Genomic DNA, 23577 nt, shown 5'->3' with positions numbered 1-23577 from the left:
CGCTGGCAAGCCAGCTCCTACAGGTTTTTGTGTGGACACAACATTTGTGAACAACAGCGATCACTGTAGGAGCTGGCTTGCCAGCGATAGGGCCCGAAGCAGCACCACAAATCCCGGAGATCTACACTTTACGGATGACGGTTGCGCACTAAACCCGCAAAATGCAACGATTCCGGCAACTATCGACGGCACTGCCCGCGAGCGGTGCCGATAAAGCCATTGATCCAATCAGACTGGGCCTGCTGACTCTATGCGAATGCGCCTTATGTTACTGGGCGGCGGAAATGCCCTTGGGCAGGCGCTGATTCGCCTCGGTGCGGAGGAAGACATCGGTTTCCTCGCCCCCCGCCCACCGCAAGACGGCTGGGATGCCGCGAGCCTGACGCAACTGCTCGACGACACGCGCCCGGACGCGTTGATCAACCTCGCCTACTACTTCGACTGGTTCCAGGCGGAGACGGTCAGCGAATCGCGTCTGGCCGGGCAAGAGCGTGCAATCGAGCGTCTGGCCGAACTGTGCCAGCATCACAACATCGTTCTGCTGCAACCCTCGAGCTATCGGGTATTCGACGGCTCGCGGGCGACCGCCTACAGCGAAAAAGACGAGCCGGTGCCGCTGGGCCTGCGTGGTCAGGCCTTGTGGCGCATCGAGCAAAGCGTGCGCGCGACCTGCCCGCAGCATGTGCTGCTGCGGTTCGGCTGGCTGCTCGATGACAGCCCCGACGGCACCCTCGGGCGTTTCCTGTCCCGGGCCGAAAAGCCGGAAGAACTGTTGATGGCCGATGACCGTCGCGGCAACCCGACGCCGGTCGACGACGCGGCCCGGGTGATCATTTCGGTGCTCAAGCAACTCGATTGCGCGGCGCCACTGTGGGGCACCTACCACTACGCCGGGCACGAGGCGACCACGCCGCTGGCGCTGGGGCAGGCGATTCTCACCGAAGCCCGCGCACTGCATCCGCTGGCCATCGAAGCGCCGACCGCCCAGGCTCACGCCGCACGCCCGGACGCTGCCGAAGAGCCACAACACGCGGTGCTGGCCTGCAAGAAAATCCTTCACACCTTCGGGATCAAGCCCCGCGCCTGGCGTGCGGCACTCCCTGGCTTACTGGACAGGTTCTATCGCCATGGCTGACGGCCCTGTTTTAATCACCGGCGGCGCGGGTTTCATTGGCTCGCACCTGACCGACGCCTTGCTCGCCAAGGGCCATTCGGTACGGATTCTCGACGACCTGTCCACCGGCAAACGCAGCAACCTGGCGCTGGATAATCCTCGCGTCGAGCTGATAGTCGGCGACGTCGCCGATGCCGCCCTGGTCGCTCGCGCAATGGCCGGTTGCAGTGCGGTCGCGCACCTGGCAGCCGTGGCGTCGGTGCAGGCTTCGGTGGATGATCCGGTGAAGACTCACCAGAGCAATTTCATCGGTTCGCTGAATGTCTGCGAAGCCATGCGCCAGAGCGGCGTCAAACGTGTGCTGTTTGCTTCCAGCGCAGCGGTCTACGGCAACAATGGCGAAGGCCAGTCGATCGACGAAGACACGCCCAAGGAACCGCTGACGCCGTATGCGTCAGACAAGTTGGCCAGTGAGCATTACTTCGATTTCTACCGTCGCCAGCATGCGCTGGAACCGGTGATTTTCCGCTTCTTCAACATCTTCGGCCCGCGCCAGGATCCGTCCTCACCATATTCCGGGGTGATCAGCATTTTCAGCGAGCGCGCGCAAAGCGGCCTGCCGATCACCGTGTTTGGCGATGGCGAGCAGACGCGGGATTTTGTTTACGTCGAAGATCTGGTCGATGTGCTGGTGCAAGCCATCGAAAAACCGCAGGTTGAAGTCGGTGCGGTCAATGTCGGCTGGAACCAGGCGACCACGCTCAAGCAAATGCTGGAAGCGTTGAAAGTGGCGGTCGGTGAACTGCCGCCAGTGAGCTACGGCCCGGCGCGTTCGGGTGATATCCGCCATTCGCGGGCGAACAATCAGCGACTGCTGGAGCGGTTTTCCTGCCCGGCTCAGACGCCGATGAGTGTCGGCCTGGCGCGGTTGCTCGGTCGTTAGAACACTGTGGATCAGCTAAGGCTTTTGAACACCGCAAACTACTGTGGGAGCGAGCCTGCTCGCGATAACGGCAGATCAGTCAACATCTATGTCGACTGATAGACCGTAATCGCGAGCAGGCTCGCTCCCACAGGTTTTTCACCTTCACTGACAGCGTTCAAACACCACCACATGTTTGCTCGTTAGAACTTGTAACCCAGGCCCACCATGTAGATGAACGGGTCCACGTCGACATCGACCTTGGCACGGGTGCCCTGTGCCACGGCGTTGTTTTCCACGGTGGCGGTGGTATCGATGTCGATGTAACGCACTTGGGCGTTGAGCATGATGTTGTCGGTGATCATGTAGTCGGCACCGACCTGAAACGCCATGCCCCAGGAGTTGTCTGCCTTGAAGTTGCTGAAGCCATTGGCGCTGGCCTCGCTGCCGACGTGCTCGTCGTAGATCCAGGTGTAGTTGATACCGGCGCCAACGTACGGTTGGAATGCAGACTTGCCGTCCAGTGGGTAGTAGACAACGCTCAAGGTCGGCGGCAGGTGTTTCAGGCTGCCGAGTTTGCCGTTGGCCGCACCCAGGACGGTGCCTTTGAGCTTCACGTCATGTTCGAATGGCGTGGCAGCGAGCAGCTCGATGCCCCAGTGGCTGTTGAGCATGTAAGCGAAGTTCAGACCCAGTTGGGTGTCGCTGCTCATGGTGGCCTTGCCACCCAGATTGGTACCTGCCAGCGGGCCTTGATCGACTTTGACGTCGGAGCTGTCGGCTTTCGGGTTGACGGTGATTGCACCGGCACGAAGGAGGATGTCGCCGGCTTCGTGGGCGTGGGCGAGCGGGGCTGCGAGCGCGAGGGCAAACAGCGAGGCGCTGAGCAAGGACTTGTGCATGGAGGCTCCAGAGGACGTTAAAAATGTTCGATGTCCAATGGTACGGAGCGGTCTGGTCCGGTCTTTTGACTCAGCTCAATGAAACGGTGATGGCCTGTTTTTTTGCGGAACCTTTGAGGACGCCTTCGCGGGCAAGCCTCGCTCCTACAGGTTAGCGCAGGACCTGTAGGAGCGAGGCTTGCCCGCGAAGGCGCCCTTCAAATCAACATACGAACACCAGATTCACTCCGGCAATTCATAGATATAAATCTTGTCCGCCTCCATCTGATACCCGGCATCCGCCAACTCACTGGTCGACGCCTTGACCTGCAACGCCCCCTCAATCCAATAAGGCTGATACAGCTCGTCCAGCTTCACGCCGACTTCGCTTTTCACATGCACGATCTGGTTCGACGGCGGTGGCGGTACATGGATGCAGGCGCCGAAATACGGCACCAGCAGAAACTCTGTAGTGCGGCCTTCTTCACTCACTTCCAGCGGCACGATGTAGCCCGGCAGGCGGATGCTCTGACCGTCGAGGCTCTTCACCACCGGTGCATTGGGCATGTCCTGTTTCGCGGCTGGCGCCGACTCGGCGGACAGCGCGCTGCCCATCTGCGAGAGGTCGTGCAGGGGTGTCATGTTCGGCACTTCCGGCGCGGCGTCCGGCGGGATCATTTCCGACCAGGTCAGCTCTTTCGGCTCGGCGGCCCACAGCGGCAAGGCAACCAGCATCAACAGCGCAAGCAAAGCGCGGGGCATCATTAACGTCCTCATAGTCGGATCGACAGGCCATCGGCCAGGGATTGGCGATACGCGCGCCACGCCGGCACGCTGCCCATCAGCAGCGCGGCGATCAGGATGCCACCGAGCAGCGTCCATTCATATTCGCTGGGCCACGCCAGCGGCAGAAACAGACCGTAATTGGCCTGCACGTAGCCTTGAGCAGCGGCGATGCCCACATAAAGCAGGGCCACGCCGGCGATCACGCCCGACAGCGCCAGGGCGAACGCCTCCAGCACCAGCAACGTCGCGATGTGCCATGGCCGCGCGCCCACCGAACGCAGAATCGCCATCTCGCGCCGACGTTCATTGAGGCTGGTGAGAATCGCCGTGAGCATGCCGATCAACCCGGTCAGCACCACAAACAGCGAGACCACGAACAAGGCTTTTTCTGCGGTGCTCATCAAACTCCACAACTCTTGCAGCGCCACGCCCGGCAGGATCGCCAGCATCGGTTCGCCACGGAATTCGTTGATTTCGCGCTGCAGGGCAAAGGTCGAAATCTTGCTGTTGAGGCCGAGCATGAACGCGGTGATCGCTTGCGGCGTCAGGTCCATGTTGCGTGCCTGATCAGCACTGATCCGACCGTTGCCGCGCGCCGGCACGCCGTTGTGCCAGTCGATGTGAATCGCTTCCATGCCTCCGAGGCTGATGTGCAACGTGCGGTCCACCGGGGTGCCGGTGCGTTTGAGAATGCCGACCACGGTGAACGGTTTGTCGTCGTGCTTGACCAGGCTGATCACCGCCACGCCGTGGGCCAGCACCAGTTTGTCGCCGAGTTTGTAGTGCAGTGCATCGGCCACTTCGGCGCCGAGCACCACTTCGAACGGATCGGTGGCGAAGGCGCGACCGTCAGCCAGTTCCAGGTGTTGTTGATGACCGTACTGATAATGCTCGAAGTACGCCTCGGTGGTACCCATCACCCGATACCCGCGATGGGAATCGCCCAGCGACATCGGGATTGCCCACTTCACTTTCGGGTTGTTGGCGAAGTGCTCGAAGCTGTCCCAGCGGATGTTGTTGGTGGCATTGCCGATGCGGAACACCGAGTACAGCAGCAGGTTCACCGAACCGGAGCGGGCGCCGACGATCAGGTCGGTGCCGCTGATGGTGCTGGCAAAACTGGCCTTGGCTTCGGTGCGCACGCGTTCCACGGCCAACAGCAGGCAGACCGACAGGGCGATGGCGAACGCGGTCAGGATCGCGGTGAAGCGGCGGTTAGCCAGGCTGGCCATGGCTAGACGAAACAAATACATCTCAAACCTCTGCAGGCGTGGCGGCGCGATTGAGTTCGGCCAGCGACAGGTTGCGATCGAACAGCGGCGCAAGGCTTTGGTCGTGACTGACGAACAACAGGCTCGACCCGGCTTCGCGGCATTCGGCGAACAACAGGCGAATGAAGTTTTCGCGGGCGTCGTAATCCAGCGCAGAAGTCGGTTCGTCGGCGATCACCAGTTCCGGCTGACCGATCAACGCACGGGCGGCGGCGACGCGTTGCTGTTGGCCGATGGACAGCGAGTCGGCGCGACGGCCGAGGATGCTTTCATCCTTCAATCCCAAATGAGCGAGCAAGGTTGCCGCCGCCTGATCGACGCTGCCATGGCGCTGGATCGCCCGTTCGGCGCGCAGCCTGGAGAAGTGGCAGGGCAGTTCGACGTTTTCACGCACCGAGAGAAATGGCAGCAGGTTGAACTGCTGGAAGATGTAGCCGGTGTGATCGACGCGAAAGCGATCACGCGCGCCGGCACCGAGTTCGGTCAGTTCCTGGCCGAGCAGGCGAATGCTGCCGCGATCGGGCTTTTGCACGCCACCGAGCAGGCCGAGCAGGGTGGTCTTGCCGCTGCCGCTGGGGCCTTTGAGGAACAGGGTTTCACCCGGTTCCAGGCGAAAGGCCGGGATGTCCAGCAGCGGCGGGTGACCGGGCCAGCTGAAGCCCAGGTCGGACAGTTCGATGAGTGCTTGGGTCATAACACCGGTTTCATGAATGCAGATGACCTGTAGGAGCCGGCTTGCTGGCTATTGCGTTTTATCATTCAACAAATGTGTTGGCTGATACACCGCAATCGCCAGCAAGCCGGCTCCTACAGGGGGGCGGTGGGTTCAGAATTTCAGGGCGGCCGCCTTGGCCGTCACTTCTACCCCTTGCTGCCCGCTCGGGCTGATCAGTTGTACCTGAATTTTCTGGGTCGCCGGGAACGTGTTGAAAAGGTTTGCCAGATCCAGGGTTTTCAGTGCGCCCGGCGTCGCGCAGGTGAACTGGTAATGAGCGTGGATTTCGCTGTGGTCGTGGTGATGCTCGTCTTTGGCATCGTCGTCATGATCATCATCGGCATCCGGCTTGTCACCGAACAGCGGGCTCTCCAGTTCCTGAGTCGCGACCACGCAACCCGCCGCTTTCGGCAGGTTGAACAGGGTCAGCGGTTTTTCAAGTTGCGCACGGGCGGCGGCGACTTTGGCTTTGTCGGCGTCGCTGGCGGCCACGTGTTCGAAACCCACCAGGTTCATCGCCGGGCTTTCCAGCTCCAGCTCCAGGGTCTGACCGTCCAGCGCTGCGTTCAGGCGACCGACACCATGCTCGTGGGCACCGAGGCTGCCGTGTTCATGGTCGTGATCATGCTCATCGGCGGCATGGGCGATGGCCAGCGGCAACAGGGCAAACGGCAAAGCGAGCAGCAGACGGCGCATGGCGGGTCTCCGAAAAGTAAAATGAAGAATTTGTTATGTAATCTTATAACGTAAGTGCGAGGAGTTTGACCGGCTACTTGGCGTTGCACAAGTCCCATGGGAGCATGCAGGTCAGAAATGTGCGGGAGCGAAACCATGTTGCGTATACGCGGAAGCATCGGCGACTGGCCGGTGGATTTGACCCTGGAGATGGACGACGCTGACTGGGCGCGGCTCGGCGCGCAGGTGCAGGTGGTCAAGCCAGAGGTCAGTGCGACGCCGGCCAAACCGGTGAATCAGGATGATGCGCAGTGGCAGGTCGCAAAGGATCTGCTGCGCAAGGCCGGGCAACTGAGCGGGCCGGATTTGCTGGAGCAACTGGAAGGTTTGACTGGCAGCGCAGCGTCGGGCAAGCGTCTGCTGGTGCGGTTGCGGCATAGCGCGGAGGTGAAGGTGGAGAGTGGCGGAGATACGCCGCTGTATCGCTGGCTGTAGAAATGCGTTGTTTGTGCGGCCGCCATCGCCGGCAAGCCGGCTCCTACAGGATTTGCACGAACCTGTAGGAGCCGGCTTGCTGGCGATGAACGAAAACGCGGTCTATCAGTACAACGCAGCAAACAACTTGCGGCGATACGTTGTCACCAGCGGGTGATCATTGCCCAGCAACTCGAACACTTGCAGCAACGTCTTGTGCGGCAAGCCTTCGCTGTAGCTGCGGTTGCGCACGAACAGCTTGAGCAACGCATCCAGCGCCGCATCGTACTGCTGACGGGCCAGTTGCTGGATCGCCAGTTGATACACCGCTTCATCGTCCTGCGGATTCTTCGCCAGGCGCGCCTTCAAGTCGGCGGCATCCGGCAAGTCCTTGGCCTGGCCGAGAAACTGGATCTGCGCTTTTGCACCGGCCAATGCGGCCTTGTGTTCATCGCTTTTCACCGCGTCGAGCACGATCTGCGCTTCACCCAGCTCACCCCGTTCTGTCAGGCAACGGGCATACAGAATCAGCGCTTTGGCGTTGGTGTTGTCTTCGCCCAGCAGCACTTTGAGAATGGCTTCTGCGTCGGCGAAACGGCTCTCGTCAAACAGCGCCTGAGCCTGTTCGAACGGATCAGCCGCCGCCGGTGGCGGCATTTGTACGTGAGGCTCGAGCATGGTGCGGACGGCGGATTCCGGCTGCGCACCGGCAAAACCGTCCACTGGCTGGCCATCCTTGAACAACACCACGGTCGGCAAGCTGCGGATGCCGAAGCGAGCGACGATGTCTTGTTCCAGATCGCAGTTGACCTTGGCCAGCAGCAACTCGCCCTGATAGCTCTCTGCGATGGTCTGCAGCATCGGCATCAGCACTTTGCAGGGCGCACACCATTCGGCCCAGAAATCCACCAGCACCGGTTTGTGGAAAGAGTTCTCGATCACCGACTGGTCGAAATCGGCAGTCGTGGCGTCGAAGATGTACGGCGTTTGCTGACTCATGGGGGATCTCGTAAAAGCGTGAATGGGGCAACTATACGGCTTGGCGGGGGGTGGCTGAAAGTGTGCGCAGTCTGACAGATGGCCTTCGCGGGCAAGCCTCGCTCCTACAGGTCCGCGTCGTTATTAAGAGCGGCACTAAACCTGTAGGAGCGAGGCTTGCCCGCGAAGCTTTTAAGCGCGCCGCGCGTGATACAGGCTCACATACCGAAACTCTTCAGGCTCGGCCAGATCCGGCAAGGTCATCGCTTCGAGCATTTCGATGCGTTGATACAGCGGATGACGAAAATCCCTCACCCGCGAATCCGCCACCAGCGCTTCCCGGCCGCGACTCAAAAACTCATCGAGCAGCGGCAGATTCTCCCGGTCGTACAGCACGTCGGCCACCAGGATCAGATCAAAGCGATCCGCCTCGGCGAAAAAGTCCGTCGAGTAACTCAGTTCCACTTCATTGAGTTCGGCATTCGCCCGACAGGCGGCAATCGCCAGCGGGTCCAGGTCACACGCCACCACTTCCAGCGCCCCGGCCTTCACCGCGGCAATCCCCGCGACGCCGGAACCGGCACCAAAATCCAGCACGCGTTTGCCTTTGACCCACTCGGGGAATTCAGCGAGGTAGCGGGCCATCGACAACCCGCTGGCCCAGCAGAAACTCCAGTACGGCGGTTCATGCAGAATCCGCCGGGTTTCTTCCGGGCTGAAGGCGCGGTCCATGTTGTCGCCGTCGATCAGCCAGAGTTTCAGGGCGGTATCGGGCAAGGCGACCGGGACAAGTTGTGCATCGCCCAGTAACTCCCCCAACGCCTGTTGCAGGTCGAGCGGTGCAATCATGGCGCTTTGACGAATTGCAGTTGACCCAGGGCCTGGGTAGTCGGCTGGGTGATGACTTGCGACGGCAGGTGCAGAATCAGCTGGCCGGACTGGCTGGCGCGGCCTCGCAGTTCCACGCGGGCACCGGCCGGAAACGAATCCGGGTTGAAGCGCAGGTGAAACGGCAATACCTGATTGGTGCCGATCAGGCTGGAGCTGGCGAGCAATTGTTGCGGGCGATCCTTTTCATCGATCACCAGCAGCGCCAATTCGACTTCGGCACCGGCCGGCACGCCTTGCAAGGTGCCGCTCAATTCACGCTGATAAGCGGGCAGCGGACCGAGGTTGGCGGACTCGCGGGCTTTTTTCTGCGCCGCCTGTGGAGCGGGGCCGGGCGTTGGGGGCTGGGGCTTGGGTGCATCGCTGCTGCAGGCCACCAACAGGCTGAAAAGGCTGAGCAATACGAGCGGTCTGAGTGACATTTGCGGCTCCAGCAAGGTGAAATCCATGGATCATTCTCTATAGCCAGTCTGTATACCGCAAACCCTATGGCTTGTCTTGCCACCGGGATGCGCTACCATGGCCCTCCCTTTTTTTGTTGCCTGCCACCATGCACTGTCCCTTCTGCGGTGCCAACGACACCAAGGTCATCGACTCGCGTCTGGTCGCCGAGGGCGAACAGGTGCGCCGCCGGCGCGAATGCCTGGCCTGCGGCGAGCGTTTCACGACGTTCGAAACCGCTGAACTGGTGTTGCCGCGCCTGATCAAAACCGACGGCAGCCGCCAGCCGTTCGACGAAGAAAAACTCCGCGCCGGCATGCAGCGTGCGCTGGAGAAGCGCCCGGTGAGTGTCGAGCGCCTCGAATCGTCGCTGGTGCACATCAAACACAAGCTGCGCGCCACCGGCGAGCGCGAGGTCAAGTCCCTCGTGGTCGGTGAACTGGTGATGGCCGAGCTGCAAAAGCTCGATGAAGTCGCCTACATTCGTTTCGCCTCCGTGTATCGGCGCTTCCAGGACCTCAACGAGTTCCGCGAAGAGATCGATCGCCTGGCCCGTGAGCCGGTGAAAGAATGACCACCTCCACAGAGCTTGCCATCCTCGACGCCCATTACATGGCCCGCGCCCTGGAACTGGCGCGCAAAGGCCACTACACGACGCATCCCAACCCGCGTGTTGGCTGCGTGATCGTGAAGGACGGGCAGATTGTCGGCGAAGGCTGGCACGAGCGCACTGGCGAACCCCACGCCGAAGTCCACGCGCTGCGCGCTGCGGGCGACAAGGCCCGTGGTGCCACCGCTTACGTGACCCTCGAACCGTGCAGCCACCACGGCCGCACGCCGCCTTGCGCCGATGCGCTGGTGAATGCCGGCCTCGCACGCGTCGTCGCGGCGATGCAGGACCCGAACCCGTCGGTGGCCGGCCGTGGCATGCAGCGTCTGGCTCAGGCCGGCATTGCCATCGAAAGCGGTGTGCTGGAAGGTGAGGCACGCAAGCTCAATCAAGGCTTTCTTAAGCGCATGGAACACGGCTTGCCGTTCGTGCGGGTCAAGTTGGCCATGAGCCTCGACGGTCGCACGGCGATGGAAAGCGGCGAGAGCCAATGGATCACCGGCCCGGCCGCACGTTCGGCGGTTCAACGCCTGCGCGCCCAGGCCAGCGTGGTGCTGACCGGCGCCGACACGGTGCTGGCGGATAACGCCCGTTTGACCGTGCGCGCTGACGAGTTGGGGCTGGACGCCGAGCAAACCGCATTGGCAATGAGCCGTCCGCCGCTGCGCGTTTTAATCGATGGCCGCCTGCGCGTGCCGCTCGATGCGCCATTCTTCAAGGCCGGCCCGGCGCTGGTCGCCACCTGCATGGCGATTGAAGAACAATACGCCAACGGCCCGGAATGCCTGATTGTGGCCGGCGACGATGGCTTGGTTGACCTGCGCAAGTTGCTGGTTGAACTGGCCAATCGCGGCGTCAACGAAGTGCTGGTCGAGGCCGGTCCGCGTCTGGCCGGGGCCTTTGCCCAGCAAGGTCTGGTGGACGAATTCCAGATTTTCATCGCCGGCAAGTTCCTGGGCTCGTCAGCGCGCCCGTTGCTCGACTGGCCGCTGGCTCAGATGAAAGACGCGCCCGAGCTCAAAATCACTGAAATCCGCGCGGTTGGCGATGACTGGCGAGTCATTGCCATTCCTGCGCCATCGGCGAGCGTATAATTCCGGGCCTGCGCCACGCGACGGCCCTGTTCTCGAGGAGGACTTCATGTTTACCGGCATCATCGAATCCATCGGCAGTATTCGTGCATTGACCCCAAAAGGCGGAGATGTGCGGGTCCATGTAGAAACCGGCAAGCTCGATCTGAGCGACGTCAAACTGGGCGACAGCATCGCGGTCAACGGCGTGTGCCTGACGGCCGTTGAGCTGCCAGGCAACGGCTTTGCCGCGGACGTCAGTCGCGAAACCCTCGACTGCACCGCCATGAACGACCTGAAAAGCGGCAGCCCGGTCAATCTGGAAAAAGCCCTGACCCCGACCACTCGCCTCGGCGGGCACCTGGTCAGCGGTCACGTCGATGGCGTGGGCGAAGTGGTTGCCCGCACCGAGAACGCACGTGCCGTGGAATTCCGCATCCGTGCACCGAAAGAACTGGCCAAGTACATCGCCCACAAAGGCTCGATCACCGTCGACGGCACCAGCCTGACCGTGAACGCGGTCGATGGCGCCGAGTTCCTGCTGACGATCATTCCGCACACCCTGAGCGAAACCATCATGGCGTCGTACCAGCCGGGTCGCCGGGTGAATCTGGAAGTGGACTTGCTGGCCCGTTACCTGGAGCGCCTGTTGCTGGGCGACAAGGCCGCAGAGCCAACCTCCAGTAACATTACCGAAAGCTTTCTGGCCGCCAACGGCTACCTCAAATCCTGACCCAAGGGGGTGCCTTGTGGCGCTCAATAGCATCGAAGAACTGGTTGAAGACATCCGCCAAGGCAAGATGGTCATCCTCATGGATGACGAAGACCGCGAGAACGAAGGCGACCTGATCATGGCCGCCGAGTGCTGCCAGGCCGAACACATCAATTTCATGGCCAAGCACGCCCGTGGCCTGATCTGCATGCCGATGAGCCGCGAGCGCTGCGAAACGCTGAAGCTGCCGTTGATGGCGCCACGCAACGGTTCCGGTTTCGGCACCAAGTTCACCGTGTCCATCGAAGCCGCCACCGGCGTGACCACCGGCATTTCCGCCGCCGACCGTGCGCGCACCGTGCAGGCCGCTGCCGCGAAAGACGCCAAGGCTGAAGACATCGTCAGCCCCGGCCACATCTTCCCGTTGATGGCCCAGGCCGGTGGCACCCTGGCTCGCGCCGGTCACACTGAAGCTGCCTGCGACCTCGCGCGCATGGCCGGTTTCGAGCCGAGCGGCGTGATCTGCGAAGTGATGAACGACGACGGCACCATGTCCCGTCGCGCCGAACTGGAAGCTTTCGCCGCCGAGCACAACATCAAGATCGGCACCATCGCCGACCTGATTCACTACCGGATGATCCACGAACGTACCGTTCAGCGGATTGCCGAGCAGCCGCTGGACAGCGAACTGGGCCAATTCAACCTGGTGACCTATCGTGATTCCGTGGAAGGCGACGTGCACATGGCACTGACCCTGGGCACCGTGTGCGCCGAAGAACCGACCCTGGTTCGCGTGCACAACATGGACCCGCTGCGCGACCTGTTGATGGTCAAGCAACCGGGCCGCTGGAGCCTGCGCGCCGCCATGGCCGCGGTTGCCGAGGCTGGCAGCGGCGTGGTGCTGTTGCTCGGTCACCCGCTCGATGGCGACGTGTTGCTGGCGCACATCCGCGAAACCGCCGATCACGCCGCGGTGAAAAAACCGACCACCTACAGCATCGTCGGTGCCGGTTCGCAGATCCTTCGGGACCTGGGCGTGCGCAAAATGCGCCTGATGTCTGCGCCAATGAAATTTAATGCGATATCCGGTTTCGATCTGGAAGTTGTAGAATACGTGCCCTCCGAATAATGACCGGTTGTTCCCGGCCCTGTATTCGCGGTTCAAATATCACTGAGGGGCGCGTAGAAGACGCGTCCCGGCTCTTTAAGAGAACTAACGAATGACCCTGAAGACCATCGAAGGTACCTTCATCGCCCCTAAAGGCCGCTACGCTTTGGTAGTGGGCCGTTTCAACAGCTTCGTTGTTGAAAGCCTGGTCAGCGGTGCAGTTGATGCCCTGGTTCGCCATGGCGTGAGCGAAAGCGACATCACCATCATCCGCGCACCTGGCGCCTTCGAAATCCCGCTGGTTGCGCAGAAAGTCGCTCAGAAGGGCGAGTTCGCAGCCATCATCGCTCTGGGCGCGGTCATTCGTGGCGGTACTCCGCACTTCGAATACGTGGCGGGCGAATGCACCAAGGGCCTGGCCCAGGTGTCCATGGAGTTCGGCGTTCCGGTTGCCTTCGGCGTCCTGACCGTTGATTCCATCGAGCAAGCCATCGAACGTTCCGGCACCAAGGCCGGTAACAAAGGTGCCGAAGCTGCCCTGTCCGCTCTGGAAATGGTCAGCCTGCTGGCGCAGTTGGAGGCCAAGTGATTAGCGACGAAAGCGATCGTTTCAACCCGCGCGATCCAAAGCCTGCGGATGCCGGCAAGCCATCGAAAAGCGTCAAGCGTCGCGAAGCCCGTCAGCTCGCGACTCAGGCGCTGTACCAATGGCACATGGCCAAGCAATCGCTGAACGAGATCGAAGCGCAGTTCCGGGTCGATAACGATTTCAGCGATGTCGACGGCGCCTACTTCCGTGAAATCCTGCATGGGGTTCCCGCGCAGAAAGACCGTATCGACGCCGCACTGACACCTTGCCTGGACCTGACCATCGAAGAGCTGGACCCGGTTGAACTGGCGGTATTGCGCCTGTCCACCTGGGAACTGCTCGAGCGCGTTGATGTGCCTTACCGCGTTGTGATCAACGAAGGTATCGAACTGGCGAAGGTCTTCGGTTCCACCGACGGCCACAAGTTCGTCAACGGTGTACTCGACAAGCTGGCCCCGCGTCTGCGTGAAGCTGAAGTGAAGGCGTTCAAGCGCTGATTGGCGCTTGAACTCTTTGTCTCAGCCATGGGCGAGTTTGAGCTGATCCGCAATTTCTTCGCCGCCGCGCCTTGTGCGCAGGGCGGCGAAGGCGTTGCCCTGGGGATCGGCGATGACTGCGCCTTGCTCGCTGTTCCCCCCGGGGAGCAGCTGGCGATTTCCACCGACACGCTCGTGGCCGGTGTGCATTTCGCAGACCCCTGCGACCCGTTTCTGCTCGGTCAGCGTTCGCTGGCCGTGGCCGTCAGCGATCTGGCGGCCATGGGCGCCACTCCCGTTGCCTTTACCCTTGCCCTGACCTTGCCGACGGTAACCGCCGATTGGCTGGATGCCTATGCCCGTGGTTTGAACCGCATGGCGCAGAACTGCGGCGTTGCGCTGGTGGGGGGCGACACTACCCGTGGGCCGCTGAGCCTGACCATGACCGTGTTCGGGCGTGTGCCAAGTGGTTTGGCGTTGACCCGCAGCGGTGCGCAACCAGGCGACCTGCTGTGTGTCGGCGGTGAGCTGGGCAACGCCGCCGGTGCCTTGCCGCTGGTGCTCGGTCAGCGCACGGCTGAAGCCGCCATCGCCGATCCGCTGCTGGCGCATTACTGGTCGCCACAGCCGCAACTCGCGCTGGGCCAGGCGTTGCGCGGTAAAGCCACTTCGGCGCTGGACATCTCCGATGGCTTGCTCGCCGACTGCGGGCACATCGCGCTCGCGTCGAGGGTCGGCATTCAGGTTGAGCGGGACCGCTTGCCGCTGTCGAAGGCCCTAGTGGCCTTCCTCGGTCAATCGGGCGCCGAACACGCCGCCCAGAGCGGTGGTGACGATTACGTACTGGCCTTCACCTTACCGTCCGTCGAGTTGCCGGGGTTGCTGGCAGATGGCTGGCCAATCCATGTGATCGGGCGCGTGGTCACGGGGCAGGGCGTTGTGCTGCTGGATGCCGCCGGACAAGACATCACCCCGCAAACCCGGGGCTATCAACATTTTCGGGAGACACCGTGACAGATCACCCCAAACAGGTCCCGGCGGAAAACGTACCGCCGTCGGTCTGGCGTAATCCATGGCATTTCCTGGCGTTCGGCTTCGGCTCGGGCACCTTGCCAAAGGCACCGGGCACCTGGGGTTCGTTAGTTGCGCTACCCTTTATTCCGTTGTGGCAGATGCTGCCCGACTGGGGTTACTGGCTGATGCTGGGCATCACCATGCTGTTCGGCTTCTGGCTGTGCGGCAAAGTGGCCGACGATCTGCGGGTGCACGACCACGAAGGCATCGTCTGGGACGAAATGGTCGGGATGTGGATCACCCTGTGGCTGGTGCCGGAAGGCTGGTACTGGTTGCTCGCGGGTTTTCTGGTGTTCCGCTTCTTCGACATCCTCAAGCCGTGGCCGATTCACTGGATTGACCGGCATGTGCACGGCGGTGTCGGGATCATGCTCGACGACGTATTGGCCGGAGTGTTCGCGTGGCTGGCGATGCAGGGGCTGGTATGGATTTTCGCCTGAGTGGCGGAACAGGGAACTAGGATGGCTCGACGCTGGTTGGCTGTGATGGGTTTCGCACTGTTTGCTTCGCTCGCCCAGGCGGGGGAGGCAGTGACAACGCCATCGGTGATTCATCTGGCCAGCGAAGACTGGGAAGACTACACCGCCGCCGATGGCCATGGCCTGGGTTGGGACGTGTTGCGCGAAGTCTTCGAACCGGTCGGCGTCAAACTGGACATCAGGACCGAACCCTACATTCGCGCCATCGGCCTGGCGCAGCGTGGCGAAGTGGACGCCTGTGTCGGTGGTTATCGGGATGACGTCAGCGATCTGCTGTATCCGCGCTGGAATTACGACACCGATCACATCTACGCCCTGGGGCTGGCCAGCAATCCGGTGCCGACGCCGCAGACGCTGGGCAACTACCGGCTGGCCTGGGTCCGGGGTTACAGCTTCCAGAACTACCTGCCCAACGTACGTCGCTATAACGAGGTGATGCGGCGCACCGGTATTCTGTCGATGCTGACCCACAACCGTGCCGACTACTACATCGACGCGCTGACCGAGGTGGATTACGTGCTCCGCTGGACCAAGGATCCGTCCCAGTTCCGGCGCACGCACATCGCGGAATTGCCGCTGTACCTGTGCTTTGCCAATACGCCCAAGGCACGAAAACTGATGGCGCTGTTCGACCAGCGAATGGACGTGCTGGTCAAAAACGGCCAGTTGAAACCGATTTTCGAACGCTGGAAACAGCCGTATCCGTTTGACCCGAATTGAACTCGGCCTTTGTAGGAGCCGGCTTGCCGGCGATGGCGTCCGTCCAGTCACTAAATTAATCGTCTGACCCAACGCTATCGCCGGCAAGCCGGCTCCTACAGGTTCTGATGTGGGGCTGTGATCAAACTTTTAGATCGTTATGCTCCATAATTCAGCCTAAGCGTCTGTAGGAACCTGCTGTTACAATGCCGCGTCTGCGAATCTCCAGTACTTATTGATCAGGAGCACACCGGTGCCTGTCGTTTTTGTCGCCGCTTCCAAGCTGCCAACGCCTTTTGCGCAATTCACCATGCATGGCTTTCTCGATGAAGAGAACGGGCGCGAGCACGTTGTACTGAGCCTCGGTGAGTTCGACGACGGTGCCCCGGTACTCGGCCGCTTGCACTCTGAATGCCTGACCGGCGATGCCTTGTTCAGCCAGCGCTGCGACTGCGGCTCGCAACTCGAGGCTGCCTTGCAGGCCATCGCCCGCGAAGGCCGTGGCGTGTTGCTGTATTTGCGTCAGGAAGGCCGTGGCATTGGCCTGCTGAACAAAATCCGCGCCTATGAATTGCAGGACGGCGGCGCCGACACCGTTGAAGCCAACGAGCGTCTGGGCTTCGCCGCCGACCAGCGCGACTACGCCATGTGCCTGCCGATGCTTGAGCACCTGGGGGTGAAATCCCTGCGCCTGATGACCAACAACCCGCGCAAGGTCAAAGCCTTGACCGACATGGGCATCGTCGTCGCCGAGCGCGTGCCGCTGCACACTGGCCACAATCCGCACAACAAACTCTACCTGGCCACCAAGGCCAGCAAGCTCGACCACATGATGGGCAACGAGCATCAGGGTGAGGTAGACCGGGCGTGACCCGCGGTCAAGTGCGGCGCCGACTGTCCGTCAGCTGGTGGCAATACCTGGCGCTGGCCCTGCTGCCGCTGTTCGTGATCAACGGCGTGTTTGGTCAGGGCGAGGCGATCCTGCCGGTGCTGGCGATGCCGCTGTTCATCGCCGGTGTGGCCTCGATGTTTGTCAGCCTGAAGTTTTTCGGTGGCTACAAACACGCACTGATCGCCACCCAGAAAGCCCTCGATACCCCTGAAGAGCCCGCCGCGTGGATTGTCCTGGCTGCCAAGCGCCGCACTGCGTTTCTGGCCGCCGGTTTACCGGCCTGGATCGGTGCGTTGGCCGTATTCGTTGGGCTTGAAGCGGTGCCGTTGGTGCTGTTGGCACTGTCGACCACGGTGCTGTTCTACCTCTACCGTATTCCGCGTCAACTCGGCTGATGCGCCGCATCGGGCTGGCGGTTTTGCTGCTGGTCGTCAGCGCTTCGGCTGTTGCGGTCGAGCGCGTTGTCAGCCTTGCGCCGTCTCTCTCTGAAATCGTCGTTGAGCTGGGTTCTGCTGATCTTCTGGTCGGCGTACTGGATGCCGGTGATCGTCCTGCTGAACTCAAAGACCTGCCTTCCGTTGGCCGCTACGGCCAGTTGGACATGGAGCGGTTGCTCAGTCTCAAACCCGATTTGTTGCTGCTCTGGCCCGGCAGCGTTGGCTCGGCCCAGCGTGAACAACTCAAGCGCCTGAACATCCCCACGTACGTCGCCGACCCCCACACTCTTGACCAACTGACCGCGCAAATCGAGGCAATTGCCACGCAGCTCGGCCGGCCCGAGCGAGGCGCGGCATTGGCCAGCGAACTGCGTCAGCGCCTCGATGCACTGCGCCAGCGCTATCGACGGGATGAACCGCTGCGGGTGTTTTATCAGGTCTGGGATCGTCCGCTGTACACCGTCGGTGGCGGGCAGATCATCAGCGATGCGCTGGACGTGTGCGGCGCGCGCAATGTGTTTGCCGACCTGACATTGCCAGCGCCGCAGGTCAGCGTGGAGGCGGTGTTGCAGCGTAATCCCGAGGTGATTCTGGCCGGTGATCAGGCGCAGCTGGAGGCGTGGAAGGCGTGGCCGCAAGTGACGGCGGTGGCGCAGGGGCGATTGCGGTTGGTGACGGATAAAGGGCTGGAGCGGCCGAGTGGGCAGATGATCGAGGCGACGGCCAAGCTCTGCCAATTGATAGCGCCCGATCGTTAAACCGCGGCGCCACCTTCGCGGGCAAGCCTCGCTCCTACAGAGGATCACGGTGCTTTGTAGGAGCGAGGCTTGCCCGCGAAGAGGCCCGCCCGAACACCGCAAATGTCAGATCAGATCTCCGGCGTCCAGGTCACCCCAAACATCCACGCCCGACCTTCTTCGCGATACCCATACTGACTGCCCTCATGGCTGTACAACGCCCGGCTGTAACCCTTGTCCAGCAGGTTATCGACCTTCAGCTCAAGCTTGATCTCACGATTCAGCTCCCAACTGCTGCGCAGCCCCAGCAGCGCATACCCGCCTAACGGCTGCCGATTGTCCTCATCGTCAAAGCTGCTGCTCACCGCTTGCCAACTGGCGCCGAGACCCAGTCGATCAAACTGTCGATCCAGATCCAGGCTCAACGTCCGCCGTGCACGACGCGCCAGGGTGTGCCCACTGTCGCGATCCCGCGGGTCGATGAACGCCACGCCAAGGTTGCTCTGCCAACCGAACAGCTCCTGCTTCAACGCCGCTTCAAACCCGTTGATCCGTGCCGAGGCGACGTTCTGCGGGCGGTCGTTGCTGCCGAAGATAATCGCGTCCTTGAGATCGGTGCGATACAGCGAGGCTTCGAGGCGGCTGTTTTCGGTTAGTTGACTGCGCCATTGCAGCTCGTAGCTTTTCGAGGTTTCAGGCTTCAGGTCCGGATTGCTGAAATCCGGGTAATACAAGTCATTGAACGTCGGTGCGCGAAAGCCTTCGCTGTAGGTCAGCAGTACATCGTTATCCGGGTTCAACGGCAGGGTGAAGGTGCCGCTCCAGCTGTTCTGGCTGCCGAACTGCTGGTTCTGGTCGCGGCGCAGGCCCAGTTCCGTGGAAAAGCTGTCGGCCTGATAGCGATGCTGGATAAATGCCGCGCGGTTCCAGCGGCTGTCCTCGTCAAATGCGGTGCTGCTGTTGATGCGGTCTTCGTACCAATCACCGCCGAGGATCAGGCTGTTGCGCGCGTCGAGCGTCAGGTCGTTCTGCCAGTTCACCGAGTCTCGGTAGGTGTTGAACACGCTGCGTTCATCGCTGAGCTTGTCGAAGGTCTGCTCGCGGTTTTCGCTGTGGCCGAACTCAACGCGGGTTTTCCACCGGTCGTTGATGCGCGCATCGAGGTAACTGCTGAGGCTGCTCACCGTGAATTCGTTGTAAGGCTGCTGCTGGACCGATTCGAAGGTGGTGGTATCGAAGCGGCCGAACGGGTTGTCGAACGCGCTTTTGCCACGGTTATCCAGCAAGTTGGCGCCGATTTCGAGGTCATCGGTGAGGGCGTGACTCAGGCTCAGGCTCACCGACTTGTTGCGATACTCATCGTGATCACCATCGCTGGGGTACGACGCGTGGGTGCGATTGATCCCGCCCGTCTCATCGAGACTGGCACCCAGATTGAAACGGGTTTGCTCATCGCCACCGGACACGCCGAGGCTGCGCTCCCACGTCTGGTTGCTGCCAAAACCCATGTGCAGGCGCGGTTGCAGGCCTTGTTCGGCGCCACGACGGGTGAAAATCTGGATCACCCCACCAATCGCATCGCTGCCATAAATCACCGAGCGGGAGCCGCGCAGCACTTCCACGCGCTCGACTTGCTCGATGTTGATGTGTTGCAGGTTACTGTCGCCGGAAGTCGAGTTGCCGATGCGTTGACCGTCCACCAGCACCAGGCTCTGAGCGGATTTGGTGCCGCGAATGTAAACCCCCGGCAAGCTGCCGCGCCCGCCGGTTTGCCCGACTTGCACGCCCGGCACGCGACGCAGCAGGTCGGTGACGCTGGCCGGTTGCAGGCGGTCGATGTCGTCGCGGGTGAACACGGTGTTGGCGGCGCTGCTGTCGTTGCGCGCTTCGACCTGGCGGTTGGCGCTGATCAGTACGTCGGGCAGCTTCAGGGCTTGATCGCGTTCGAAGGTGTCGGCCAGGAGCGGGCCGGACGGCAGAAGGGTCAGCGTCAGGGCGAGGCGGGAGAGTTTCATGGGTAATCCGGGCGAACACACATTTTGAAAGACACAGAAAACCAATGTGGGAGCGAGCCTGCTCGCGATGACGGTGTGTCAGTCAATGAATAAGTTGACTGTCAGTCCGCTATCGCGAGCAGGCTCGCTCCCACAGGGTGTTGCATGCATCCAGAGATTTAGCTGTTGAGCAGTTGCAGGCGTTCGCGGATCGAGGCTTCGATCCCGGCCTCGTCCAGTCCACACTCGGCCAGCATTTGCGCGGGCTTGGCGTGTTCGACGTAAAGGTCCGGCAAGCCCAGGTGCAGCACCGACTTGAGGATGTTCTCGCGGGCGAGGAATTCGCTGACCGCGCCACCGGCACCGCCCATGATCGCGTTCTCTTCGATGGTCACCAGCAACTCGTGGCTGCCGGCGATTTCGCGAACCAGCTCTTCATCCAGCGGTTTGACGAAACGCATGTCGACCACAGTGGCATCCAGCGTCTCGGCGACTTTCAGCGCCTCGGCCAATTGCACGCCGAACACCAGCAGGACGACTTTGCTGCCCTGACGGCGAACCACGCCTTTGCCGATTTCGATTGGTTGCAGGTCTTTCTCGATCGTTGCGTTCGGGCCGTTGCCGCGCGGGTAACGCACCGCCGCCGGGCCGTTGTACAGATGGCCTGTGGTGAGCATTTTGCGCAGTTCGTTTTCGTCGCTCGGGGTCATCACCAGCATGCCGGGGATGCAGCGCAGGAACGACAGGTCGAAACTGCCGGCGTGCGTCGGGCCGTCTTCGCCAACCAGGCCAGCGCGGTCGATGGCGAACAAGACGTCGAGGTTTTGCACCGCCACATCGTGAACAAGCTGATCGTAGCCGCGTTGCAGGAACGTCGAGTAGATCGCCACCACCGGTTTCGCGCCTTCACAGGCCATGCCCGCCGCGAAGGTGACGGCGTGCTGTTCGGCAATCGCCACGTCGAAATAGCGCAGCGGGAAACGCTCGCTGAAGGCCACCAGGTCGGAGCCTTCTTTCATCGCCGGGGTGATGCCCACCAAGCGTGGGTCGGCCGCGGCCATGTCGCACAGCCATTCGCCGAACACGCCGGAATACTTCGGACCGCTGGCTTTTTTCGGCGCAGCGGCCGGAGCGTCCAGCGGTTCGAGTTTGGTGATGGCGTGGTAACCGATCGGGTCGACTTCCGCCGGGGCGAAGCCTTTGCCTTTCTTGGTGACAATGTGCAGGAACTGCGGGCCTTTGAGATCGCGCATGTTGCGCAGAGTGGCGATCAGGGTCGGCAGGTCGTGGCCATCGATCGGGCCGATATAGTTCCAGCCCAGCTCTTCGAACAGCGTGCCGGGAACCAGCATGCCTTTGGCGTATTCTTCGGTGCGACGGGCGATTTCCCAGGCGCCGGGCAGGCGCGACAGGACCTTTTTGCTGCCTTCTCGCATGCTCGCGTAGGTGCGGCTGGAAAGGATTTTCGCCAGGTAGTTCGACAAGCCACCGACGTTGCGCGAGATCGACATGTCGTTGTCGTTGAGGATCACCAGCATGTTGGCGTCCACTTCCGGCGCGTGGTTCAGCGCCTCGAACGCCATGCCGGCGGTCAACGCGCCGTCGCCGATCACGGCAATCGCCTTGCGATCACTGTTTTGCAGGCGGGCGGCAATGGCCATGCCCAGCGCTGCGCTGATCGAGGTGCTGGAGTGGCCAACGCCAAAGGTGTCGTACTCGCTCTCGGAACGACGCGGGAAGGCGGCGACGCCGTCCTTCTGGCGCAGGGTGCCCATGCGCTCGCGACGGCCGGTGAGGATCTTGTGCGGATAGGCCTGATGACCCACGTCCCACACCAGCCGGTCGTCCGGGGTGTCGAAGACGTAATGCAACGCGATGGTCAGCTCGATGACGCCCAGGCCGGCACCGAAATGCCCGCCGGTCTGACCGACCGTGTAGAGCAATTCCAGGCGCAACTCATCGGCCAGGGTTTCCAGCTCGGCTTCGCCTAACCGGCGCAGGCCGTCCGGCGTATTGGCACGGTCGAGCAGGGGCGTGGTCGGGCGCTTGCGGGGAATCTCATGAAACGTCGTGGGCATCAGGCGAATCGTTATAGGTATAGAAGAGGCGGCAGTTTACCTGATGCATCGGCCCCTGCCCACGCGTTGCTCTTTTTTGGCGGATACGCTGTCAGCTGCGCCGTTCGACGATATACCGGGCCAAATCGCGCAATGGCTCGGCGGCCGCGTCAAACGGTCGCAGCGCGTGCAGGGCCTGATCGCGCAGTTCCAGCGCGTAGGCTTTGGCCGCATCGAGGCCGAGCAGGGCCGGGTAGGTCGGTTTGTCGCGCGCGATGTCGGCGCCCTGGCGTTTGCCGAGGGTTTCGGTATCGCTTTCGACGTCGAGAATATCGTCCTGCACCTGGAAGGCCAGGCCGATGGCCTGTGCATAAGTCTGCAAGGACTTCAGTTCGTCTTTCTCGGCACGACCGCTGGCGAGGGCGCCGAGTTTGACGCTGGCCTCGATCAGCGCGCCGGTCTTGTGCCGGTGCATGTATTCGAGGGCTTTCTGATCGAGCTTCAAGCCGACCGAACCGAGGTCGATGGCTTGACCGCCGACCATGCCGGCCGGCCCTGCTGCCAATGCCAATGCGCTGACCATTTGCAGGCGGATCTCAGCGTCCGACGAGCTCAGGCGCGGGTCGAGCAGGGCGCTGAAGGCCAGGCTCTGCAAACCGTCACCGGCGAGAATCGCGCAGGCTTCATCGAATTTTTTGTGGGTGGTCGGCTGGCCGCGACGCAGATCGTCGTCGTCCATCGCCGGCAAATCGTCGTGCACCAGCGAATAAGCGTGGATCAGTTCCACGGCGCAGGCGGCGCCGTTGGCTTGCTCGGGCTTGCCGCCCAGCGCTTCGCACGCTGCGTAGGCCAGCAGCGGACGCACGCGTTTGCCGCCGTTCATCACGCTGTAGCGCATGGCTTCGTACAACCGTGCGAGTTCCGGGCTTGGTGCGTTGAACAGGGTTTCCAGTGCCGCGTTGACGCGGGCCTGGCTCGTCGCCGAATACGCTGCAATCATTCTGGTTGATCCGCGTCGAAGGGTTCCTCGGCGAGCTCGCCATCACGTTCGAGCAGCACTTGAACCTTCTGCTCGGCCTGGGCCAGCGCTGCCTGGCAATCACGGGTCAGACCGATGCCTTGCTCGAAAGCCGTCAGCGAGTCTTCCAGCGACAGTTCGCCGTTCTCCAGTCGCTCTACCAGCGTTTGCAGGTCGGCGAGGGATTGTTCGAAATCCAGTGCAGCTTTTTTGCGGGCCATGGCGGCGATTTCCGGTTGACGTTAAACCGGCGCGACACTAGCAGACATGGGGGTTATGGGCAAATGAGGGCATTGTTTGTTGTGCTGTTGGTTGGGGGGATATCCGTTTTTGCGGTAACGGCGGCTGGCGGTTTCGCCCTTACGGCGAGTCACTTGGAAGAGCCCCAAGTAACCAAGGGCTTTTGCCCCTTTCGTTCGGTGCCTCGCTAATGCTCGGCATGCCCTCGCTCCGGTCCTGCTCCGTGGGCCCGCCGCGATC

The 23577-nt window shown here is 61.8% G+C and carries 27 protein-coding genes; 15 read left to right on the top strand and 12 right to left on the bottom strand.

Annotation, left to right across the window (positions count from 1 at the left end; translation table 11 throughout):
• Positions 1–250: 250 nt before the first annotated feature.
• Positions 251–1135 (top strand): sugar nucleotide-binding protein, encoded by an 885-nt coding sequence (locus tag J4E42_RS27170; protein ID WP_032829110.1) that lies wholly within the window; start codon positions 251–253, stop codon positions 1133–1135.
• On the top strand, positions 1128–2057 hold the full coding sequence (locus J4E42_RS27165; protein ID WP_207286589.1) for an NAD-dependent epimerase/dehydratase family protein: 930 nt from the start codon (positions 1128–1130) through the stop codon (positions 2055–2057). Before J4E42_RS27170 ends, J4E42_RS27165 begins: the two co-directional genes overlap by 8 nt.
• Positions 2058–2239: 182 nt before the next feature.
• On the opposite strand, the gene J4E42_RS27160 is transcribed toward J4E42_RS27165, so the two are convergent.
• From J4E42_RS27160 to J4E42_RS27140, 5 genes are all read right to left on the bottom strand, one after another.
• Complete coding sequence (locus J4E42_RS27160; RefSeq protein ID WP_008042936.1) at positions 2240–2938, bottom strand: OmpW family protein; 699 nt, start codon at positions 2936–2938, stop codon at positions 2240–2242.
• A 222-nt stretch (positions 2939–3160) separates the two neighbouring features.
• Entirely contained in the window at positions 3161–3679 is a 519-nt protein-coding gene (locus J4E42_RS27155) for a DUF3299 domain-containing protein (RefSeq protein ID WP_032829112.1), read from the bottom strand.
• 11 nt (positions 3680–3690) lie between these two features.
• Positions 3691–4956: an ABC transporter permease gene (locus J4E42_RS27150; RefSeq protein ID WP_008033758.1), complete on the bottom strand. Its 1266-nt coding sequence runs from the start codon at positions 4954–4956 to the stop codon at positions 3691–3693.
• A gap of 1 nt (position 4957) precedes the next feature.
• A complete protein-coding gene (locus J4E42_RS27145; protein WP_008033756.1) occupies positions 4958–5668 on the bottom strand; it encodes an ABC transporter ATP-binding protein in 711 nt (236 codons plus the stop codon).
• Between the two features lie 132 nt (positions 5669–5800).
• A complete protein-coding gene (locus J4E42_RS27140; RefSeq protein WP_207286588.1) occupies positions 5801–6385 on the bottom strand; it encodes a DUF2796 domain-containing protein in 585 nt (194 codons plus the stop codon).
• Positions 6386–6520: 135 nt separating this feature from the next.
• On the opposite strand from J4E42_RS27140, the gene J4E42_RS27135 reads away from it, so the two are divergent.
• Positions 6521–6859 carry a hypothetical protein gene (locus tag J4E42_RS27135; protein WP_192228076.1) on the top strand — a complete coding sequence of 113 codons (339 nt, stop codon included), beginning with the start codon at positions 6521–6523 and terminating at the stop codon, positions 6857–6859.
• Between the two features lie 105 nt (positions 6860–6964).
• Here the strand turns inward: J4E42_RS27135 and trxA are convergent, their stop codons facing one another.
• The 3 genes from trxA to J4E42_RS27120 all read right to left on the bottom strand — a co-directional run bounded on the left by trxA (position 6965) and on the right by J4E42_RS27120 (position 9126).
• Complete coding sequence (gene trxA, locus J4E42_RS27130; RefSeq protein WP_008033751.1) at positions 6965–7837, bottom strand: thioredoxin; 873 nt, start codon at positions 7835–7837, stop codon at positions 6965–6967.
• Positions 7838–8008: 171 nt separating this feature from the next.
• Positions 8009–8665: a methyltransferase gene (locus tag J4E42_RS27125; protein ID WP_008042945.1), complete on the bottom strand. Its 657-nt coding sequence runs from the start codon at positions 8663–8665 to the stop codon at positions 8009–8011.
• Positions 8662–9126, bottom strand: coding sequence for a YbaY family lipoprotein (locus J4E42_RS27120; RefSeq protein WP_032832770.1), 465 nt, complete (start codon positions 9124–9126; stop codon positions 8662–8664). The genes J4E42_RS27125 and J4E42_RS27120 overlap by 4 nt, the downstream gene beginning before the upstream one ends.
• Positions 9127–9254: 128 nt before the next feature.
• Here J4E42_RS27120 and nrdR point away from each other — a divergent pair, with 128 nt between their 5' ends.
• The 12 genes from nrdR (at position 9255) to J4E42_RS27060 (ending at position 18049) form a co-directional block, all read left to right on the top strand.
• Positions 9255–9719: a transcriptional regulator NrdR gene (nrdR, locus tag J4E42_RS27115; protein ID WP_003228656.1), complete on the top strand. Its 465-nt coding sequence runs from the start codon at positions 9255–9257 to the stop codon at positions 9717–9719.
• Positions 9716–10849 (top strand): bifunctional diaminohydroxyphosphoribosylaminopyrimidine deaminase/5-amino-6-(5-phosphoribosylamino)uracil reductase RibD, encoded by a 1134-nt coding sequence (ribD, locus tag J4E42_RS27110; protein WP_008033747.1) that lies wholly within the window; start codon positions 9716–9718, stop codon positions 10847–10849. Before nrdR ends, ribD begins: the two co-directional genes overlap by 4 nt.
• Positions 10850–10895: 46 nt before the next feature.
• On the top strand, positions 10896–11558 hold the full coding sequence (locus tag J4E42_RS27105) for a riboflavin synthase (RefSeq protein ID WP_008033746.1): 663 nt from the start codon (positions 10896–10898) through the stop codon (positions 11556–11558).
• Between the two features lie 16 nt (positions 11559–11574).
• Positions 11575–12666 (top strand): bifunctional 3,4-dihydroxy-2-butanone-4-phosphate synthase/GTP cyclohydrolase II, encoded by a 1092-nt coding sequence (gene ribBA, locus J4E42_RS27100; protein ID WP_008033745.1) that lies wholly within the window; start codon positions 11575–11577, stop codon positions 12664–12666.
• Positions 12667–12757: 91 nt separating this feature from the next.
• The gene (gene ribE / locus J4E42_RS27095; RefSeq protein ID WP_003228649.1) at positions 12758–13234 is read left to right on the top strand and encodes a 6,7-dimethyl-8-ribityllumazine synthase; all 477 of its coding nucleotides are present in this window, start codon (positions 12758–12760) and stop codon (positions 13232–13234) included.
• A complete protein-coding gene (nusB, locus tag J4E42_RS27090) occupies positions 13231–13731 on the top strand; it encodes a transcription antitermination factor NusB (protein ID WP_145318911.1) in 501 nt (166 codons plus the stop codon). The genes ribE and nusB overlap by 4 nt, the downstream gene beginning before the upstream one ends.
• A 27-nt stretch (positions 13732–13758) precedes the next feature.
• Positions 13759–14724, top strand: a complete 966-nt coding sequence (gene thiL, locus J4E42_RS27085; RefSeq protein WP_207286597.1) for a thiamine-phosphate kinase — start codon at positions 13759–13761, stop codon at positions 14722–14724.
• Positions 14721–15224: a phosphatidylglycerophosphatase A gene (locus J4E42_RS27080; RefSeq protein WP_207286587.1), complete on the top strand. Its 504-nt coding sequence runs from the start codon at positions 14721–14723 to the stop codon at positions 15222–15224. Before thiL ends, J4E42_RS27080 begins: the two co-directional genes overlap by 4 nt.
• A gap of 21 nt (positions 15225–15245) precedes the next feature.
• Positions 15246–15983 carry an ABC transporter substrate-binding protein gene (locus J4E42_RS27075; protein WP_192228072.1) on the top strand — a complete coding sequence of 246 codons (738 nt, stop codon included), beginning with the start codon at positions 15246–15248 and terminating at the stop codon, positions 15981–15983.
• 232 nt (positions 15984–16215) lie between these two features.
• Entirely contained in the window at positions 16216–16833 is a 618-nt protein-coding gene (gene ribA / locus J4E42_RS27070; protein ID WP_008033730.1) for a GTP cyclohydrolase II, read from the top strand.
• Positions 16830–17249 (top strand): hypothetical protein, encoded by a 420-nt coding sequence (locus J4E42_RS27065; protein ID WP_008033728.1) that lies wholly within the window; start codon positions 16830–16832, stop codon positions 17247–17249. The genes ribA and J4E42_RS27065 overlap by 4 nt, the downstream gene beginning before the upstream one ends.
• Positions 17249–18049: a cobalamin-binding protein gene (locus tag J4E42_RS27060; protein WP_207286586.1), complete on the top strand. Its 801-nt coding sequence runs from the start codon at positions 17249–17251 to the stop codon at positions 18047–18049. The genes J4E42_RS27065 and J4E42_RS27060 overlap by 1 nt, the downstream gene beginning before the upstream one ends.
• Before the next feature lie 110 nt (positions 18050–18159).
• Here J4E42_RS27060 and J4E42_RS27055 read toward each other — a convergent pair whose 3' ends face one another.
• The 4 genes from J4E42_RS27055 to J4E42_RS27040 all read right to left on the bottom strand — a co-directional run bounded on the left by J4E42_RS27055 (position 18160) and on the right by J4E42_RS27040 (position 23318).
• Positions 18160–20043 carry a TonB-dependent receptor domain-containing protein gene (locus tag J4E42_RS27055; RefSeq protein ID WP_207286585.1) on the bottom strand — a complete coding sequence of 628 codons (1884 nt, stop codon included), beginning with the start codon at positions 20041–20043 and terminating at the stop codon, positions 18160–18162.
• Between the two features lie 158 nt (positions 20044–20201).
• The gene (dxs, locus tag J4E42_RS27050; protein ID WP_207286584.1) at positions 20202–22100 is read right to left on the bottom strand and encodes a 1-deoxy-D-xylulose-5-phosphate synthase; all 1899 of its coding nucleotides are present in this window, start codon (positions 22098–22100) and stop codon (positions 20202–20204) included.
• Between the two features lie 91 nt (positions 22101–22191).
• Positions 22192–23079 carry a (2E,6E)-farnesyl diphosphate synthase gene (gene ispA, locus J4E42_RS27045; RefSeq protein ID WP_008042967.1) on the bottom strand — a complete coding sequence of 296 codons (888 nt, stop codon included), beginning with the start codon at positions 23077–23079 and terminating at the stop codon, positions 22192–22194.
• Positions 23076–23318 (bottom strand): exodeoxyribonuclease VII small subunit, encoded by a 243-nt coding sequence (locus J4E42_RS27040; protein WP_007894317.1) that lies wholly within the window; start codon positions 23316–23318, stop codon positions 23076–23078. Before J4E42_RS27040 ends, ispA begins: the two co-directional genes overlap by 4 nt.
• Between the last annotated feature and the right edge of the window lie 259 nt (positions 23319–23577).

Source organism: Pseudomonas sp. FW300-N2A2, from assembly GCF_017351735.1.
In the GTDB taxonomy this organism is placed as follows: Bacteria; Pseudomonadota; Gammaproteobacteria; order Pseudomonadales; family Pseudomonadaceae; genus Aquipseudomonas; species Aquipseudomonas migulae.
This window is presented reverse-complemented; position numbering and strand designations above follow the sequence as displayed.

Excerpts from the sequence above, each read along its gene's own strand:
- ribD (WP_008033747.1), top strand. The coding sequence starts at position 9,716 with ATGACCACCTCCACAGAGCTTGCCATCCTCGACGCCCATTACATGGCC.
- J4E42_RS27075 (WP_192228072.1), top strand. The coding sequence starts at position 15,246 with ATGGCTCGACGCTGGTTGGCTGTGATGGGTTTCGCACTGTTTGCTTCG.
- J4E42_RS27140 (WP_207286588.1), bottom strand. The coding sequence starts at position 6,385 with ATGCGCCGTCTGCTGCTCGCTTTGCCGTTTGCCCTGTTGCCGCTGGCC.
- J4E42_RS27160 (WP_008042936.1), bottom strand. The coding sequence starts at position 2,938 with ATGCACAAGTCCTTGCTCAGCGCCTCGCTGTTTGCCCTCGCGCTCGCA.
- J4E42_RS27135 (WP_192228076.1), top strand. The coding sequence starts at position 6,521 with ATGTTGCGTATACGCGGAAGCATCGGCGACTGGCCGGTGGATTTGACC.
- J4E42_RS27125 (WP_008042945.1), bottom strand. The coding sequence starts at position 8,665 with ATGATTGCACCGCTCGACCTGCAACAGGCGTTGGGGGAGTTACTGGGC.
- trxA (WP_008033751.1), bottom strand. The coding sequence starts at position 7,837 with ATGAGTCAGCAAACGCCGTACATCTTCGACGCCACGACTGCCGATTTC.
- ribE (WP_003228649.1), top strand. The coding sequence starts at position 12,758 with ATGACCCTGAAGACCATCGAAGGTACCTTCATCGCCCCTAAAGGCCGC.
- J4E42_RS27060 (WP_207286586.1), top strand. The coding sequence starts at position 17,249 with ATGCGCCGCATCGGGCTGGCGGTTTTGCTGCTGGTCGTCAGCGCTTCG.
- J4E42_RS27105 (WP_008033746.1), top strand. The coding sequence starts at position 10,896 with ATGTTTACCGGCATCATCGAATCCATCGGCAGTATTCGTGCATTGACC.
- J4E42_RS27120 (WP_032832770.1), bottom strand. The coding sequence starts at position 9,126 with ATGTCACTCAGACCGCTCGTATTGCTCAGCCTTTTCAGCCTGTTGGTG.
- J4E42_RS27150 (WP_008033758.1), bottom strand. The coding sequence starts at position 4,956 with ATGTATTTGTTTCGTCTAGCCATGGCCAGCCTGGCTAACCGCCGCTTC.
- J4E42_RS27145 (WP_008033756.1), bottom strand. The coding sequence starts at position 5,668 with ATGACCCAAGCACTCATCGAACTGTCCGACCTGGGCTTCAGCTGGCCC.
- thiL (WP_207286597.1), top strand. The coding sequence starts at position 13,759 with ATGGGCGAGTTTGAGCTGATCCGCAATTTCTTCGCCGCCGCGCCTTGT.
- J4E42_RS27055 (WP_207286585.1), bottom strand. The coding sequence starts at position 20,043 with ATGAAACTCTCCCGCCTCGCCCTGACGCTGACCCTTCTGCCGTCCGGC.
- J4E42_RS27165 (WP_207286589.1), top strand. The coding sequence starts at position 1,128 with ATGGCTGACGGCCCTGTTTTAATCACCGGCGGCGCGGGTTTCATTGGC.
- J4E42_RS27040 (WP_007894317.1), bottom strand. The coding sequence starts at position 23,318 with ATGGCCCGCAAAAAAGCTGCACTGGATTTCGAACAATCCCTCGCCGAC.
- dxs (WP_207286584.1), bottom strand. The coding sequence starts at position 22,100 with ATGCCCACGACGTTTCATGAGATTCCCCGCAAGCGCCCGACCACGCCC.
- J4E42_RS27155 (WP_032829112.1), bottom strand. The coding sequence starts at position 3,679 with ATGCCCCGCGCTTTGCTTGCGCTGTTGATGCTGGTTGCCTTGCCGCTG.
- nrdR (WP_003228656.1), top strand. The coding sequence starts at position 9,255 with ATGCACTGTCCCTTCTGCGGTGCCAACGACACCAAGGTCATCGACTCG.
- ispA (WP_008042967.1), bottom strand. The coding sequence starts at position 23,079 with ATGATTGCAGCGTATTCGGCGACGAGCCAGGCCCGCGTCAACGCGGCA.
- J4E42_RS27170 (WP_032829110.1), top strand. The coding sequence starts at position 251 with ATGCGAATGCGCCTTATGTTACTGGGCGGCGGAAATGCCCTTGGGCAG.